General features: G+C 68.2%; 14 protein-coding genes. 9 read left to right on the top strand and 5 right to left on the bottom strand.

Annotated features, from left to right (window positions below; genetic code table 11):
* Nucleotides 1-32: 32 nt before the first annotated feature.
* Nucleotides 33-821 carry an SDR family NAD(P)-dependent oxidoreductase gene (locus ACNFIA_RS03770; RefSeq protein ID WP_259758198.1) on the bottom strand — a complete coding sequence of 263 codons (789 nt, stop codon included), beginning with the start codon at nt 819-821 and terminating at the stop codon, nt 33-35.
* A gap of 127 nt (nt 822-948) precedes the next feature.
* On the opposite strand from ACNFIA_RS03770, the gene ACNFIA_RS03765 reads away from it, so the two are divergent.
* The 6 genes from ACNFIA_RS03765 to ACNFIA_RS03740 all read left to right on the top strand — a co-directional run bounded on the left by ACNFIA_RS03765 (nt 949) and on the right by ACNFIA_RS03740 (nt 8,109).
* Entirely contained in the window at nt 949-2,343 is a 1,395-nt protein-coding gene (locus ACNFIA_RS03765; protein WP_416782935.1) for an aspartate aminotransferase family protein, read from the top strand.
* A gap of 147 nt (nt 2,344-2,490) precedes the next feature.
* On the top strand, nt 2,491-3,858 hold the full coding sequence (locus ACNFIA_RS03760; RefSeq protein WP_416782933.1) for a glutamine synthetase family protein: 1,368 nt from the start codon (nt 2,491-2,493) through the stop codon (nt 3,856-3,858).
* Between the two features lie 306 nt (nt 3,859-4,164).
* Complete coding sequence (locus tag ACNFIA_RS03755) at nt 4,165-4,923, top strand: SDR family NAD(P)-dependent oxidoreductase (protein ID WP_259758201.1); 759 nt, start codon at nt 4,165-4,167, stop codon at nt 4,921-4,923.
* 204 nt (nt 4,924-5,127) lie between these two features.
* Nucleotides 5,128-5,607 (top strand): acyl-CoA thioesterase, encoded by a 480-nt coding sequence (locus ACNFIA_RS03750; RefSeq protein WP_017521492.1) that lies wholly within the window; start codon nt 5,128-5,130, stop codon nt 5,605-5,607.
* A gap of 209 nt (nt 5,608-5,816) precedes the next feature.
* Nucleotides 5,817-7,520, top strand: coding sequence for a YbaL family putative K(+) efflux transporter (ybaL, locus tag ACNFIA_RS03745; RefSeq protein ID WP_259758203.1), 1,704 nt, complete (start codon nt 5,817-5,819; stop codon nt 7,518-7,520).
* A gap of 4 nt (nt 7,521-7,524) precedes the next feature.
* Nucleotides 7,525-8,109 (top strand): YqaA family protein, encoded by a 585-nt coding sequence (locus tag ACNFIA_RS03740; RefSeq protein ID WP_024766834.1) that lies wholly within the window; start codon nt 7,525-7,527, stop codon nt 8,107-8,109.
* Between the two features lie 301 nt (nt 8,110-8,410).
* Here ACNFIA_RS03740 and pdxY read toward each other — a convergent pair whose 3' ends face one another.
* On the bottom strand, nt 8,411-9,280 hold the full coding sequence (gene pdxY, locus ACNFIA_RS03735) for a pyridoxal kinase PdxY (protein WP_416782932.1): 870 nt from the start codon (nt 9,278-9,280) through the stop codon (nt 8,411-8,413).
* 147 nt (nt 9,281-9,427) lie between these two features.
* On the opposite strand from pdxY, the gene ACNFIA_RS03730 reads away from it, so the two are divergent.
* A complete protein-coding gene (locus ACNFIA_RS03730) occupies nt 9,428-9,892 on the top strand; it encodes a DUF3301 domain-containing protein (protein WP_416783023.1) in 465 nt (154 codons plus the stop codon).
* A gap of 6 nt (nt 9,893-9,898) precedes the next feature.
* Here ACNFIA_RS03730 and ACNFIA_RS03725 read toward each other — a convergent pair whose 3' ends face one another.
* The gene (locus ACNFIA_RS03725; RefSeq protein ID WP_416782931.1) at nt 9,899-10,288 is read right to left on the bottom strand and encodes a hypothetical protein; all 390 of its coding nucleotides are present in this window, start codon (nt 10,286-10,288) and stop codon (nt 9,899-9,901) included.
* On the bottom strand, nt 10,285-11,163 hold the full coding sequence (locus tag ACNFIA_RS03720; RefSeq protein ID WP_416782930.1) for an alpha/beta hydrolase: 879 nt from the start codon (nt 11,161-11,163) through the stop codon (nt 10,285-10,287). The genes ACNFIA_RS03725 and ACNFIA_RS03720 overlap by 4 nt, the downstream gene beginning before the upstream one ends.
* A gap of 119 nt (nt 11,164-11,282) precedes the next feature.
* Here ACNFIA_RS03720 and ACNFIA_RS03715 point away from each other — a divergent pair, with 119 nt between their 5' ends.
* Together ACNFIA_RS03715 and ACNFIA_RS03710 are read left to right on the top strand one after the other, a co-directional pair.
* On the top strand, nt 11,283-13,046 hold the full coding sequence (locus tag ACNFIA_RS03715) for a sensor histidine kinase (RefSeq protein ID WP_416782929.1): 1,764 nt from the start codon (nt 11,283-11,285) through the stop codon (nt 13,044-13,046).
* Entirely contained in the window at nt 13,043-14,377 is a 1,335-nt protein-coding gene (locus ACNFIA_RS03710; RefSeq protein ID WP_416782927.1) for a sigma-54-dependent transcriptional regulator, read from the top strand. The genes ACNFIA_RS03715 and ACNFIA_RS03710 overlap by 4 nt, the downstream gene beginning before the upstream one ends.
* Here the strand turns inward: ACNFIA_RS03710 and ACNFIA_RS03705 are convergent.
* The gene (locus ACNFIA_RS03705) at nt 14,359-15,363 is read right to left on the bottom strand and encodes a hypothetical protein (RefSeq protein WP_416782925.1); all 1,005 of its coding nucleotides are present in this window, start codon (nt 15,361-15,363) and stop codon (nt 14,359-14,361) included. The genes ACNFIA_RS03710 and ACNFIA_RS03705 overlap by 19 nt on opposite strands.
* Between the last annotated feature and the right edge of the window lie 13 nt (nt 15,364-15,376).

The following is a 15,376-nucleotide window of genomic DNA, read 5'->3' as shown; positions in this document are numbered from 1 at the left end:
GAAGGTGAGGCTGCAGTCGTGTTGCATCGTGCTTATCCCTTGTTTTCGATCAGACAGTTGCCGCCGTCCACCACCAGCACTTCGCCGGTGATGTAGCTGGCGTCGGGGGAGGCCAGGAAGGCGATGGCCGCGGCCACCTCCTCCGGACGCCCGGATCGGCCGAGCGGCGTACGCCGGCCGGCCTGGATTTCTTCCTCGCTGCTGGAACCGGTGGCGATCCAGCCCGGCGCCACGCTGTTGACCGTCACCCCGCGGCGCGCCACTTCCAGCGCCAGGCCCATGCTCATGCCGAGCATCCCGGCCTTGGCCGCGCTGTAGGCAGACTCGCCCGGATTGCTGGCGCGCACGCCGGTGGTGGAACTGACGTTGACGATGCGCCCGTAGCCGCGCTCCAACATGCCCGGCAACAGCGCGCGGGTCAGCAGGAAGGCGCTGGTCAGGTTGCGCGCCAGCGACAGGTTCCAGGTCGCCAGGTCCATCGCCGCCAGCTCGGCGAAGGGTTCCGGGCTGCCCTGCATGGCCATGCCGGCGTTGTTCACCAGCACGTCTACCCTTCCCCATTGCGCCTGCGCCCAGTCGGCCAGCGTGGCCACATCGGCTTCGCAGGTGAGGTCGGCCGGCAGCGCGCGCGCCTCGTAGCCTTCGGCGCACAGCGCCTGCGCCCGCTGCAGGACGCGCTCGCTGCTGGCCGTCAACAGCAGCTTGGCGCCGTGCCGGGCGAGGCGGCGAGCACTGGCGAAACCGATGCCGGACTCGCTGCCGGCGCCGCTGACCAGGGCGACCTGGCCGGCCCAGGCAGTAGTGCTCGTGATGTCATTCATGGATTCGCTCACGCTCTGTGATCACAGAATTCACTGTGAGTCAGATTATCAGGCAGCTAACAGCCTGTATTGACTTTTTTGTGATCACAAATGGAAGATGTGCGAAAAAACACACGAGGTGTGCAACATGACCGCCAGCGGAATCGCCCAACAGGCCGTGGATCTCTTCACCGCCCGCGAGCGCCAGCGCTTCCTGGAACAGAACCCCAAATCCGTCGCCCTCGCCAAGCGTGCGCACCAGTCGCTGTACGCCGGCGTGCCGATGCACTGGATGGCCGACTGGTCCACGCCCTGCCCGCTGTTCGTCGAACGCGCCCAGGGCGCCCGCTTCTACGACGTCGACGGCCATGACTACGTGGACTTCTGCCTGGGCGACACCGGCAGCATGTTCGGCCACTCCCCCGCGCCGATCGCCCGCGCCCTCGCCGAGCAGGGCGCGCGCGGTCTGACCACCATGCTGCCGGGCGAAGACGCCGTGGTCTGCGGCGAACTGCTCGCCGCGCGCTTCGGCCTGCCGTACTGGCAGGTGACCGCCACCGCCACCGATTCCAACCGCTACGTACTGCGCTGGGCCCGCGCGGTGACCCGGCGCAAGACGCTGCTGGTATTCGACGGCTGCTACCACGGCACCGTGGACGATGTGATGGTCCGCTACCGCGACGGCGAAACCGTGCACCGTTCCGGCCTGGTCGGCCAGGCCTACGACCTGACCCAGCACAGCCGCTCCATCCCCTTCAACGACGTGGCCGCGCTGGAAGCCGCGCTGGCCCAGGGCGACGTCTGCGCCCTGCTGTGCGAGCCGGCGATGACCAACATCGGCATGGTCCTGCCCGATCCGGGCTTCATGCAGAAGTGCCGCGAGCTGACCCGCAAGTACGGTTCGCTGCTGATCATCGACGAAACCCACACCATCTCCACCAACATCGGCGGCTGCACGAAGCTGTGGAACCTTGACCCGGACTTCTTCGTGGTCGGCAAGCCGATCGCCGGCGGCGTACCCTGCGGCATCTTCGGCTGCAGCGCGGAGATGGCCGAACGCATGGCCGCCTCGCGCAAGAGCGCCCAGGAAGACAGCCATGGCCACGGCCACAGCGGCATGGGCACCACGCTCTCGGCCAACGCCCTGGCCATGCACTGCATGCGCGCGAACCTGGAGCAGGTGATGACGCAGGCGGCCTACGACCACATGCTGCCGCTGGCCAAGCGCCTGGCCGACGGCTTCCGCCGGCTGATCGCCAAGCACGAGTTGAAGTGGTCGGTGACCGAGCTGGGCGCGCGCAGCGAGTTCCAGTTCTGCCCCGTCTCGCCGCGCACCGGCGCCGAGGCCGAAGCGGCCTTCCACGACGAGCTGCAGATGGCCCTGCACCTGTACCTGATCAACCGCGGCATCCTCATCACGCCGTTCCACAACATGACCCTGTGCTGCCCGGACACCACCGCCGCCGACGTCGACCGCCTGATCGAAACCCTCGATGCCGGCATCACCGAGTTGCTGGCGATTCCTGGCGCGCGTGAGGCCTGATCGACACCTGACCCTGTAGGAGCGAGGGGGACGCCCAGTTCTTGCTCGCGAACGTTCTCCTGCGGGTCCGCAGCGGAGCTGGTTCGCGAGCAAGCTCGCTCCTACGAAGTGCACATACTCCGGCGCACCGCGCCACCGAGGACCACCATGCAATTCGCCGATCGAAAGGAAGCCGAAGCCTTCCTCGCCGCGCACCCGGAGGTGCGCAGCATCGAACTGTTCATCATCGACTCCAACGGCATCCCGCGCGGCAAGCTGCTGCACCGCGACGAGCTGCTGGCGATCTACGACAATGGCCGCCCGCTGCCCAGCTCGATCCTCGCGCTGACCGTGCAGGGCGAAGACGTCGAAGGCACCGGGCTGGTCTGGGAAGTGGCCGACGCCGACTGCTGGACCTACCCGCTGCCCGGCAGCCTGACCCTGCAACCCTGGCGCGCCAGCCCCACCGGCCAGTTGCAGGTGAGCATGCACCCGACCCAGGGCCTGCCCGCCACGCCGGCCGACCCGCGCCAGGCGCTGTCGCGCGTGGTCGACCGGCTCAAGGCCGACGGCTTCCACCCGGTGATGGCGGTGGAGCTGGAGTTCTACCTGCTGGACAAGCAACGCGACGCCAACGGCCGTCCGCAGCCGGCAGTGCAGATGAACGGCGTCCGCCCGGAGGCGCCGCAGGTCTATGGCGTCTACGAGCTGGAGCAATTGCAGCCGTTCCTCGACGACCTCTACGCCGCTTGCGAAGTCCAGGGCCTGCCGGTGCGCACGGCGATTTCCGAGTACGCGCCGGGCCAGGTCGAGCTGACCCTGGAGCACCGCTTCGACGTGATGCAGGCCATCGACGAAGGCGTGCGCTACAAGCGCCTGGTGAAGGGCGTGGCGAACAAGCACGGGCTGCAGGCCTGCTTCATGGCCAAGCCGTTCGGCGACCGCGCCGGCTCCGGCATGCACCTGCACGTCAGCCTGGCCAACGCGCAGGGCAACAACCTCTACGCCAGCGAAGACATCCACGGCACCCCGCTGCTGCGCCACTCCATCGGCGGCATGATGGCGCGGTTGCTCGATTCCCTGGCGATCTTCTGCCCCAACGCCAACTCCTTCCGCCGCTTCCAGGCCAACAGCTATGCCCCGCTGGCCAAGAGCTGGGGCGTAAACAACCGCACCGTGTCGTTCCGCGTACCCGGCGGCCCGGCGAAAAGCCGGCACATCGAGCACCGCATCTGCGGCGCCGACGCCAACCCGTACCTGGCGGCAGCGGCAATCCTCGCGGCGATCCACGAGGGCATCCGCGATCAGATCGACCCCGGCGCGCCCATCGTCGGCAACGGCTACGAGCAGGCCACCGAGTTCCTCCCCACCGACTGGCTCACCGCGCTGCGCGTGCTGGAGGCTTCCAGCTGGGCGCGCGAGGCGCTGGGCGAGGACTTCCTCAAGGTGTTCCTGGCGATCAAGCGGGAGGAGTACCGCCAGTTCATGGGCGAAGTGGGCGAGCAGGACTGGCGCTGGTACCTGCATCACGCGTAATCGCAGGCCGAATCGGCGAAAACGAACGGCTTTTGTAGGAGCGAGCTTGCTCGCGAACGCTTCCGCGCTGGGATTTGTTCGCGAGCAAGCTCGCTCCTACCGGAACAACAACCTGCGGGGCCTCCGATTGGCTCACCCACTGACACACGACAGCCTTACGAAAAATTTACCCTGTCAGACTGAAGAATCTGGTCTTTTCTTGGTCTGTAATTGCACGGGGCGCAGACGCGCTTCGTGATCAACGCGGCGCCGCCGGTACTGCCTGCCGGCCGCCGTGCTCTCTCAGGCAGGGAGAACCCGTAGACAATGAGCACTCCCGTCGTACTGATCACCGGCGCCGCCGGTGGCCTCGGAAAAGCCATCGCCAAACGTTTCGCCCAAAGCCACTGGCGCATCGCCGCAACCGACGTGGACAAAGCCGGCCTGCATGCGCTCAACGCCCAGGTGCCGCTGGATGCCACCGCCGTTGGCGACCTGCGACGCGCCGACAACTGCCACAGCCTGATCTCCGACATCCTCGCCCGCACCGGCCGCCTCGACGCCCTGGTGAACGCCGCCGGCGTCTGGCGCGAAGGCCCGGTGGAAGACTTCAACGAAGACGACTTCGACCTGGTCATGGGCGTGAACCTCAAGGCCGCCTTCTACATGTGCCAGGCGGCGACGCCCTACCTGAAGGAAAACCACGGCTGCATCGTCAACATCTCCAGCGATTCCGGCCGCCAGGCCTATCGCGGCTCCGCGGCCTACTGCGCGAGCAAGGCGGCGCTGACCATGCTCACCCGCACCCTGGCGCTGGAGCTGGCCGAATCCGGCGTGCGGGTCAACGCCATCTCCCCGGCGGACATCGCCACACCGATGCTCGACTACCAGGCCGAGCGCTACGGCCAGGGCAACCCCGCGGCCTACAAGCTGGCGCTGCTGAGAGATTATCCACAGGGCAAGGTGGCGCGCTTCATTCGCCCCGAGGAAGTCGCCGAGCTGGTCTGGTACCTGTGCAAGCCGGAATCCGAAGCCATCACCGGCGCGGACCTGGCCATCGACTTCGGCCTCTCCGCCGGGCGCTGAGCCGGCCAACCACGCAAACGGGCGACCCAGGGTCGCCCGTTTGCGTTGCGGGGCGTTGATCGCACGGCGGATAGACCGCTGGCGGAGGGCCCACTGGTGCCGGCCGCCAATCGGCGGTATAGAAAAAACTGTGTCGCCAGCCCCGCTCCGGTTGTCCAGAGTAAGGCCCTTTCCTTTTCCCAAGATGATTCCGAAGAGAATTCCATGGAACCTGGCAACCACCAGCTCAGCATGACCGTCCTGATGACCCCCGACATGGCCAACTTCTCCGGCAATGTCCACGGTGGCACCCTGCTCAAGTACCTCGACGAAGTCGCCTACGCCTGCGCCAGCCGTTACGCCGGCTACTACGTGGTGACCCTGTCGGTGGACCAGGTGATCTTCCGCCAACCGATCCATGTCGGCGAGCTGGTCACCTTCCTCGCCTCGGTGAACTACACCGGCCGCACCTCCATGGAGATCGGCGTGAAGGTGGTCACCGAGAACATCCGGGAAAAATCCGTGCGCCACACCAACAGCTGCTTCTTCACCATGGTGGCGCTGGATGACGAGCGCAAGCCGATCGAAGTGCCGCAGCTGGTGCCGCAGACCAAGGACGAGAAGCGTCGTTTCGCCCAGGCCCAGCAGCGTCGGCAAATTCGCCAGGAGCTGGAACAGCGCTACGCCGAGCTTCGCCACGAATGACGGACGTTCACGACATTTCCTGAAAAGAAATCCCGCGTGTCGCGGAAATTTCCTAATGCGTCAACAGGTTACCCTTGCGTGAAAGCAAGGTAGGAATTCATTACTACGCCTAGACTTTTCATACGCGGGTTTGCCCCCGTGACCCACCGTCGAGCGACCCGGTGCTGATGCGCAGTCCGGTCGCTCCCTGAGTGCCCGGAGCCCAGACCATGCATCACACCCCGCTACTGACCACCCTCGCCGTCGGCTTCGTGCTGGCCTTCGTCCTCGGCGCCCTGGCCAACCGCCTGCGTATCTCGCCACTGGTGGGCTACCTGCTCGCCGGCGTGCTGGCCGGCCCCTTCACCCCCGGTTACGTCGCCGACCAGGCGCTGTCCACGGAGATCGCCGAACTGGGCGTGATCCTGCTGATGTTCGGCGTCGGCCTGCATTTCTCGCTCAAAGACCTGCTCTCGGTGAAAGCCATCGCCATCCCCGGCGCGGTGGTGCAGATCGGCGTCGCCACCCTGCTCGGCCTGGGCCTGGCCTGGATGATGGGCTGGAACTTCGGCGGCGGCCTGGTGTTCGGCCTCGCGCTGTCGGTGGCCAGCACCGTGGTACTGCTGCGCGCGCTGGAGCAGCGCCAGCTGATCGACACCAAGCGCGGGCGCATCGCCATCGGCTGGCTGATCGTCGAGGACCTGGCCATGGTCCTGACCCTGGTGCTGCTGCCGGCGCTGGCCGGCTCCCTGGGCGGCACCTCCGACGGCAACGAGGGCGGCCTGCTGATGCCGATCCTGCTGACCCTGGGCAAGGTCGCCGCCTTCGTCGCGGTGATGATCCTCGGCGGCCGGCGCATCGTGCCCTGGGCCCTGGAGCGCGTGGCCAAGACCGGCTCGCGTGAGCTGTTCACCCTGGCCGTGCTGGCCATCGCCCTGGGCATCGCCTACGGCTCGGCGGTGGTCTTCGGCGTGTCCTTCGCCCTGGGCGCATTCTTCGCCGGGATGATCCTCAACGAGTCCGAACTCAGCCACGAAGCCGCCGAGAACTCGCTGCCGCTGCGCGACGCCTTCGCCGTGCTGTTCTTCGTCTCGGTCGGCATGTTGTTCAACCCGGCCATCCTGATCCACGAGCCGCTGCCGGTGCTGGCGACCTTCCTGGTGATCGTCTTCGGCAAGTCGGTGGCGGCGTACATCATCGTGCGCATGTTCGGCCATCCCAACAGCACCGCGCTGACCATTGCCGCCAGCCTGGCGCAGATCGGCGAGTTCTCCTTCATCCTGGTCGGCCTGGGCGTGACCCTGAACCTGCTGCCCGAAGCCGGCCGCGACCTGGTGCTGGCAGGGGCGATCCTGTCGATCCTGGTCAACCCGCTGCTGTTCATCGCCATCGACCGCCTGCAGGCACGCCAGGAGCAGAAGGCCGAGGGCGAGCCCGGCGTGGTCCAGGTGGAAGCCCAGGACCTGCCGCCGCCGGTACTGGAAGAGAACCACGCGATCCTCATCGGCCACGGCCGCGTCGGCGCGCTGGTCAGCGAGCGCCTGCGCCAGGACAAGGTCCCGCTGGTGGTGATCGAGGACAAGCGCGAAAAAGCCACCGAACTGCGCGAGCACGGCCTCTGCGTCGTGGTGGGCAACGCCGCCAATCCCGAGGTGCTGGCCCAGGCCAACATCACCTCGGCGCGCTGGCTGCTGATCGCCATCCCCAACGGCTTCGAGGCGGGGACCATCGCCAGCCACGCACGGGCGATCAACCCGAACCTGGACATCATCGCCCGCGCCCACTTCGATGCCGAGGTGGACTACCTGGAGCAGAACGGCGCCAACCTGGTGATCATGGGCGAACGGGAAATCGCCCGCGGCATGGCCCTGCGCGTGGAGCGCCAGGACGCCGCGCCGGCGGCCAGCGACGACCACCTGCCGCAGTCGGCCTGACGCCATGCTGCGCCGGCTGTACGACTGGACCATGCGCCTGGCGGGGCATCCGCGGGCGGAGCTGGCGCTGGGCGGGGTGACCTTCGCCGAGAGTTCGTTCTTTCCCATCCCGCCGGACGCGCTGCTGGTGCCCATGGTGCTGGCCAACCGCGCCAAGGCCTGGCGCTATGCGGCGATCTGCATCGTCAGCTCGGTGCTGGGCGGCATCGCCGGCTACTTCATCGGCCTGCTGCTGTTCGAGACGGTGGGGCAGGCGATCCTGGCCTTCTACGGCCTGCAGGAGAACTTCGCGGAGGTCGCCGAGCGCTACAACGAACTGGGCTGGCTGATGGTGCTGCTGGGGGGCGGGTTCACCCCGTTGCCGTACAAGCTGATCACCCTCACCAGCGGCGTGACGCAGCTCGACCTGGTGCTGTTCATCGCGCTGAGCGTGGTGGCGCGCACCCTGCGCTTCGCCGCCACCTGCGCCCTGCTGTTCTGGGCGGGCCCGGCGCTGCGCGAGGCCATCGAGAAGCGCCTGGGCCTGGCCTTCGGCCTGCTCACCGCGATGGTGGTGGGCGGGTTACTGCTGGGCAAGTACATGCTCTGAGCCAGGGGGGCCCTTCGTAGGAGCGAGCTTGCTCGCGAACGGCCCAGCGCCCGCGCTGCCGGCTGATCTGTTCGCGAGCAAGCTCGCTCCTACAGGTCAGGTTCCGGCGCAAGGGCTTGCCCTCTCCCCCGCCCTCTCCCTGAAGGGAGAGGGAGCCGTCCGGCGTCAGGCAGCCCCACAGAGTCAGCCGGCGAGCTTCTGGCTGTTCTGCAGCTCAGGACTGTCCCCTGTAGGAGCGGGCCATGCCCGCGATCGCGCGCATGGCGCGCTCCTGCAAGGGAGCAGCAACGCGCGGCTCAGCTCACCCCAGCTTCACCGCCTCGAACTTCACCCGCGGGTGGGCGATGCGGTCCTGGGCGCGCACCAGTTCCAGCTCGTAGCTGCCGCACGCCTGGGTTTCCAGCAGCACTTCGTGCACGGCGGCGGCGCAGAACTCGAAGGCGCTGCGCAGGTCGTCGCCCAGCAGCAGGCGGGCGAGGAACAGCCCGGAGGTCAGGTCGCCCACGCCCACCGGCTGGCGCGGGAAGGCCAGTAGCGGCCGGCGCAGGTGCCAGGTTTCGTCCCGGGTCACCAGCAGCATCTCGAAGGCGTCCGCCGGCTTGCCCGGGTAGTTCAGGTGCTTGACCAGGATCGCCTTCGGGCCGCGCGCCAGCAGGCCACGGGCCATTTGCGCGCAGTCGTCCAGAGAGGTCGGCTGGCGGTCGCAGAAGCTGTCCAGTTCCAACTGGTTCGGGCACAGGTAGTCGGCCACGGCGGCGGCCTCGTGGAGCAGGAACTCACCGACTTCCGGAGCGACGATGCAGCCCTTCTCCGGGTGCCCCATCACCGGGTCGCACAGGTACACGGCGCGCGGGTTCACCTCGCGGATGCGGCGCACCACCTCGAGGATCGAGCGGCCCTGCGCCGCGCTGCCCAGGTAGCCCGAGAGCACCGCATCGCAGTTGCCCAGCTCGCCGATCGCGGCGATGCCATCCACCAGGGCGGGAATCTGTTCCGGCGGCAGCACCTGGCCCGTCCAGTGGCCATACTGGGTATGGTTGGAGAACTGCACGGTGTTCAGCGGCCAGACGTTCACCCCGACGCGGCGCATGGGGAACTCGGCGGCGCTGTTGCCGGCGTGGCCGAAGACGACGTGGGACTGGATGGCGAGAACGTGGGGAGTGCGCGGCATAACGGTGTCCTGCTACAGAATGGGGCAGTATGGGGCGCAATTCACAGGCTGTGAACATCCGGCCCTCGCCGCCCGGCGGCGGAGTGAGTAAGCTGGTGCGCCGTTTCCGAGGAAGCTGACGTGGACCTGGGCAATCTTTTCATCTTCATGCTGGTTGTCGCGGGCGCCGCCTGGTGGTGGCGCGCCCATGGCATCCGCGAGCGTGCGCTGGCGCTGGCCAAGCAGCACTGCGCGCGCCAGGGCGTGGAGCTGCTGGATGACGCCATGGCCCTGCAGCGTTTCCGCTTCCAGCGCGACGGCCGGGGCAACCTGCGCCTGGCCCGCGAATACGCCTTCGAGTTCACCGCCACCGGACAGGAGCGCTACGCCGGCACCATCGCCATGTTCGGCCAGCACCTGGGCCGCATCGAGCTGGCGCCCTTCCGCATGGAGCCCGAGCCGCGCGCACCGGTATCGCCGGTCGCCACCTTCCACCCGGCGGCCGCGCCGGTGGACGAAGAGATCATCGACGCGGTGTTCGACGACACGCCCGCGCCGCCACGTCCCAAGGCCGACGTGGTGCGCCTGGACGAATGGCGCCGTGCGCATCAGGGCAAGAAGGTCGGCGACTGAGCCGGATCAGCTCGGATCGTCTTCGGTCCGTTCTCGGAGTTCGACGACTCGCGCCAGCACCTGGCGCAGGTGCGCATTCATCAGTGCGCCGACCGTCCGGCCGAGGAGCCAGCACCGCCAGCGATGAAGGAAGAACGCGCGACGCTGCTGATTGCGCCGGCATTTCTCGAACAGCCAGTCGGCATCGAAGCCGGTCCACTCTCCGGCTGTCGCCAGGGCGTTCGGGTAAACCACCGGTACCACCTCCAGGCGATAGATGGCGTCCAGTTCGTCCAGGGAAAAACCGCTGACCGCGAGGGTCCGCGCGATGTAAGCGAGATCCGCTTCCGTCGGCTCGACATCCAGCCACAGCTCGGACAGCGCCAGCCAGACGGACTCGCGGGCCGGGTCGTTCATTCGTGGCCCAGCAGGAAGCGCGACACGCGCGCGGCGCTGTCTTCGGGGAATTCCTGCATGAAGCAGTGGCCGCCATCGACGCACTGGCCGCTCACCACCTTGTTCACTGCGCACCAGCGCGCCACCGACTTGGGCACGAACGGGTAGGTGCGCTCGCCGAACAGCACCTGGGTCGGCGTCACTACCTTGGTCAGCGACGGCCAAAGGCGCTTGGGGAAGGAGCTGAAGATTTCCGCCTCGCGGCTGGGCCGGCATTTCAGCTCGACGCCCGCCTCGGTGCGCTTCATCGCGTGCTCCACGTAGGCCCACAGCGCTTCGTCGGTCCAGCCCTTGAAGATGCCGCGGCCGTGCAGGCCGGCGTAGGCTGCCTCGCGGTCCGGCCACTGGCTGCGCCGCGAGCGCGCCTTCTGCACCATGGTGCGGCGCTTGTGCAGGCCGAGCACTTCGGAGAGCGCCATCACGCCGATCATCGCCGGGGTGAACAGCACCGGGTCGAGCAGCACGGCGCGGCGGAACAGCTCGGGATGCCGGCCGAGGATCAGGCTGGTGAGCACGCCGCCAAAACTGTGCCCAGCGGCGTAATGCGGCACGTCCCCGAACACCTGGCTGCCGGCCTGGAAGGCTTCCACTGCCATCTCGGCGTTGCGGTTCCAGCCATGGAAACGCCCGCCGTGGTCACTGTCGCCGTGGCCCTGGACATCGCACAGCCAGAGGTCGAAATCCTGCGCCAGGACCTTGAGCATCGGCTCGTAGGCACGGCCGCAGAAGCCGTTGCCGTGCAGGAAGTGCAACAGCGGCTTGCCGCTGGGCTCGCTGCGCCAGCCGCGCAGGGTGAAACCGGCGGACCCTTCGTGGGTCCAGGACGACAACTGCATCGAACATCTCCGTAGGGATGAGTCCATCGGGACGCCGCAGAGTGTAGCGAGGCGGCGGGGCGCCGGACCAGCGCGCGGACGTGCTATTGTCGCCGACCGTTGGTCGAACCCCGTCGAACATGTCGCCTACCCGCCCCCTTCGCCTGCTGCTGATCTGCCTGCTCCTGCTGGCCGGGTTGATGCTGTCGGTGTTCTGGGCCGGCGAGGCGGCCCGGCACCGCGCCCTGCTCGCCGAAGCCGAAGCCGCCCATGAACAGCTGGGCCTCTACGCCAATTCGCTGCACACCCTCATCGAGCGCTTCCGCAGCATCCCCGCCGTGCTCGCGCTGGACCCGGAACTGCGCGCCGCCATGCGCGGCCCGGTGACCGGCGAGCTGCAGCACCGGCTCAACCTCAAGCTGCAGGAAATCAACGGCGCCGCGCGCTCCTCGACCCTGGAGCTGCTGGACCACACCGGCCTCGCCGTGGCCGCCAGCAACTGGGACCTGCCGGTCAGCTACGTCGGCCACAACTACGGCTTCCGCCCCTACTTCCGCCAGACCATCGCCCAGGGCGCCGGACGCTTCTATGCCGTCGGCGTGACCAGCGGGATTCCCGGCTACTTCCTGTCCAACGCGCTGCGCGACGACGACGGCCGTTTCCTCGGCGCCATCGTGGTCAAGCTCGAATTCCCCGACCTCGAACGCCAGTGGAGCCAGACCCCGGACGTGGTGCTGGTGAGCGACAGCAAGGGCGTGGTGTTCCTCGCCAACCATCCGCGCTGGCGCTACCGCGAACTGCGCCCGCTGGACGCCGTGGCCCGCGCGGAACTGGCCGACACGCGCCAGTACCACAAGCAGCCGCTCAGCGCCCTGCCGCACCGGACGCTGGAAACCCTGGGCGAGCACGCGCGCATGGTCCGCGTCGACGGCCAGGACATCAGCGGCGACTACCTCTGGCAATCGGCCGGCCTGCCCGAAGACGACTGGACCCTGCACCTGCTGCGCAACCCCCACGGCGTGCAGTCCGATGTCACCAGCGCGCGCCTGGCCGCCGCCGGCGTCTGGCTGGCGCTGGTATTCCTCGTGCTCTGGCTGCAGCAGCGGCGGCGTCTGGCGCGCCTGCGCCAGCGCAACCAGGAAGAGCTGGAGCGCCTGGTGGAACAGCGCACCGCCGCCCTGCGCACCGCCCAGGACGGCCTGGTGCAGGCCGCCAAGCTGGCCGCGCTGGGGCAGATGTCCGCCGCCCTGGCCCACGAGATCAACCAGCCGCTCACCGCCCAGCGCATGCAACTGGCCAGCGTGCGCCTGCTGCTCGATGCCGGCCGCCAGGACGACGCCCGCGCCGCGCTGGTGCGGGTCGACGAACTGCTCGAACGCATGGCCGCGCTCACCGGCCACCTGAAGACCTTTGCCCGCAAGACCCCCGGCGGCCTGCGCGAACGCATCGAACTGGGCCACGTGATCGAACAGGCGTTGCAACTGCTGGCCGTGCGCACCCGCGCCGAAGGCGTGGAGATCCGCCAGGAGCTCGACCTGCCCGCCTGGGTGCTGGGCGACGCGATCCGCCTGGAGCAGGTGCTGGTCAACCTGATCCGCAACGCCCTGGATGCCGTGGCCGCCACCGCACAGCCAGAGATCCGCCTGACGCTTAAGCGCGACGGCGAGCGCTGGTGCCTGGACGTCGCCGACAACGGCCCGGGCATCGAGGAGGCACACCTCGCCAGCGTCTTCGACCCCTTCTTCACCACCAAGCCGGTGGGCGAAGGACTGGGCCTGGGGCTGGCGGTATCCTATGGCATCGTCCACGAACTCGGCGGGCGCCTCGACGCCGCCAACCAGCCCACCGGCGGCGCGGTGTTCCGCCTGAGCCTGCCGGCCGCCAGCGAAGACAGCAGACCATGAGCCAGACCATCCTCTTCGTCGACGACGAAGCCGCCATCCGCGACGCCGTGCAGCAGTGGCTGCAGCTTTCCGGCTTCGACGTGCGCCTGTGCAGCAGCGCGGACGACTGCCTGAAAAGCGTCGCCCGCGAACTGCCCAGCGTGGTCATCAGCGATGTGCGCATGCCCGGCACCGATGGCCTGGCCCTGCTCGAACGTTTGCAGCAACTCGACCGCGACCTGCCGGTGATCATGGTCACCGGCCACGGCGACGTGCCCATGGCGGTGCAGGCGATGCGCCAGGGCGCCTACGACTTCATCGAGAAACCCTTCACCCCCGAGCGCCTGCTCGACAGCCTGCGCCGCGCCCTGGAAAAGCGCCGGCTGGTGCAGGAGAACCGCCAGCTGCGCGAACAGGCGGCGCTCAAGGACCAGATCGAATCGCGCCTGCTCGGCGTCTCGCGCCCCATGGAAACCCTGCGCCGGCAGATCATGGCGCTGGCCGGCACGCCGGTGAACGTGCTGATCCGCGGCGAGACCGGCAGCGGCAAGGAGCTGGTCGCCCGCTGCCTGCACGACTTCGGCCCGCGCGCCGGCAAGCCCTTCGTCGCGCTGAACTGCGCGGCGATTCCCGAGCAGCTGTTCGAGACCGAACTGTTAGGCCACGAAAGCGGCGCCTTCACTGGCGCCCAGGGCAAGCGCATCGGCAAGCTGGAGCATTCCAACGGCGGCAGCCTGTTCCTCGACGAGATCGAGAGCATGCCGCTGGCCCAGCAGGTGAAGCTGCTGCGCGTGCTACAGGAGCAGCAACTGGAGCGCCTGGGCTCCAACCAGAGCATCAAGGTGGACCTGCGGGTGATCGCCGCGACCAAGCCGGACCTGCTGGAAGAGGCCCGCGCCGGGCGCTTCCGCGAAGACCTGGTGTACCGCCTGAACGTCGCCGAACTGCGCCTGCCGCCGCTGCGCGAGCGCCGCGAGGACATCCCGCTGCTGTTCGAGCACTACGCGCTGCTGGCCAGCGAGAAATTCGCCCGCGAGGCCGCGCCGCTGTCGGCGACGGAACTGGCCCGCCTGCTCGCCCACGACTGGCCGGGCAACGTGCGCGAACTGGCCAACGCCGCCGAGCGCCACGTGCTCGGCCTGGACCGCGCGGAACACCCCATCGAGCCCGCCGGCAACGGCCTGTTCGAGCGCATGGAAGCCTACGAGGCGCAGTGCATCCGCCAGGCGCTGGCGCAGTGCAAGGGCGACATCAAGGCGGTGATGGAACTGCTCGGCCTGCCGCGCCGCACCCTCAACGAGAAGATGCAGCGCCATGGCCTGAGCCGCGGGGATTACCTGGGCGAGGATTGAGCCAGCTCGTCGGCGAAGAACCAGCCGGTGCACCAGCGCGCCAGCGGCCAGAGCAGCGCCAGCAGCAGGATCGCCGGCGGCACCAGGTACAGCGGCAGGCTATTGGAGTTGAGCGAGGTGTAGGCGGCGAAGACTACCAGGATCGAGACCAGCACGATCGCCACGCCCCACAGCAGCAGCAACACCAGCGCGCAGCCTAGCACCCGGCCAGCACCGAAGCGCGAGACCTGCCGCGGCAGACGTGTCTGCACCGCCGCCATGACGATGGCGAAAGGCAGCACACACCCGGCCAGCAGGAACACCGACTGCCAGCCGTCCGCGCTGCTGTACAGATAGAACGCCGCGTAGCTGAGCGCGACCAGCACCTTGTAGATCAGCGCGCTGAAACACAGTGCCACGCCCAGCGCCACTTGCCAGGACGGCAGCGCGCAGGCCTGGCCAGCCGCCAGCCGCTCGGACCGTGAGCGTGCCAGGGACAACACCACCCAGAGCGGCAGCAGGCAGCCCAGGGCCAGGCTGATCAGCGAATTGACCTGGCCGTACAACACCATCCAGAGGTTCCGGGTGTCCTGCTCGAACGCCCACTGGTAGAACGACACGCTCAGGTAAGACACCACCGTACTGACGACCATCGTGGTGATCAGGTAGGCCACGCCGAAGCCCACCAGCAGCCCGGCCTGTGGCTGGAAGCGCACGATGCCATGACGCTCGCGTTGATCGTGCACGACCAGCAGCACTGCCGCCGCGTAGAAAACCAGCCCGCCCAGCCAGGACGCCAGCATCGCCGGCAGGTACTGCGGCAGGCGTTCACGGAACGTGCCCAGGTCAGCGACCCACTGCACGGCAGTGCTGCCAAGAAGGACCACCGCCGCTGCCACGATCATCGCGGCGACGAACTGCAGGGGCTGGTTGCCGGCGGGTATTGCCGCTGCTGAGGGGGCGGTGAGCGGCGCGTGGGGTGTGGCGAAGGGATTATCGGTGGTCATCTCGGCATCCTTG

Origin of the sequence: Pseudomonas sp. NY15437, from assembly GCF_048068435.1 — a bacterium.
Lineage (GTDB): Bacteria > Pseudomonadota > Gammaproteobacteria > Pseudomonadales > Pseudomonadaceae > Pseudomonas > Pseudomonas nitroreducens_B.
The sequence above is the reverse complement of the archived record's forward strand: the minus strand, read 5'-3'. Positions and strand labels throughout refer to the sequence as shown.

Excerpts from the sequence above, each read along its gene's own strand:
- ybaL (WP_259758203.1), top strand. The coding sequence starts at position 5,817 with ATGCATCACACCCCGCTACTGACCACCCTCGCCGTCGGCTTCGTGCTG.
- ACNFIA_RS03725 (WP_416782931.1), bottom strand. The coding sequence starts at position 10,288 with ATGAACGACCCGGCCCGCGAGTCCGTCTGGCTGGCGCTGTCCGAGCTG.
- pdxY (WP_416782932.1), bottom strand. The coding sequence starts at position 9,280 with ATGCCGCGCACTCCCCACGTTCTCGCCATCCAGTCCCACGTCGTCTTC.
- ACNFIA_RS03770 (WP_259758198.1), bottom strand. The coding sequence starts at position 821 with ATGAATGACATCACGAGCACTACTGCCTGGGCCGGCCAGGTCGCCCTG.
- ACNFIA_RS03740 (WP_024766834.1), top strand. The coding sequence starts at position 7,525 with ATGCTGCGCCGGCTGTACGACTGGACCATGCGCCTGGCGGGGCATCCG.
- ACNFIA_RS03720 (WP_416782930.1), bottom strand. The coding sequence starts at position 11,163 with ATGCAGTTGTCGTCCTGGACCCACGAAGGGTCCGCCGGTTTCACCCTG.
- ACNFIA_RS03755 (WP_259758201.1), top strand. The coding sequence starts at position 4,165 with ATGAGCACTCCCGTCGTACTGATCACCGGCGCCGCCGGTGGCCTCGGA.
- ACNFIA_RS03715 (WP_416782929.1), top strand. The coding sequence starts at position 11,283 with ATGTCGCCTACCCGCCCCCTTCGCCTGCTGCTGATCTGCCTGCTCCTG.
- ACNFIA_RS03765 (WP_416782935.1), top strand. The coding sequence starts at position 949 with ATGACCGCCAGCGGAATCGCCCAACAGGCCGTGGATCTCTTCACCGCC.
- ACNFIA_RS03710 (WP_416782927.1), top strand. The coding sequence starts at position 13,043 with ATGAGCCAGACCATCCTCTTCGTCGACGACGAAGCCGCCATCCGCGAC.
- ACNFIA_RS03760 (WP_416782933.1), top strand. The coding sequence starts at position 2,491 with ATGCAATTCGCCGATCGAAAGGAAGCCGAAGCCTTCCTCGCCGCGCAC.
- ACNFIA_RS03705 (WP_416782925.1), bottom strand. The coding sequence starts at position 15,363 with ATGACCACCGATAATCCCTTCGCCACACCCCACGCGCCGCTCACCGCC.
- ACNFIA_RS03730 (WP_416783023.1), top strand. The coding sequence starts at position 9,428 with ATGCTGGTTGTCGCGGGCGCCGCCTGGTGGTGGCGCGCCCATGGCATC.
- ACNFIA_RS03750 (WP_017521492.1), top strand. The coding sequence starts at position 5,128 with ATGGAACCTGGCAACCACCAGCTCAGCATGACCGTCCTGATGACCCCC.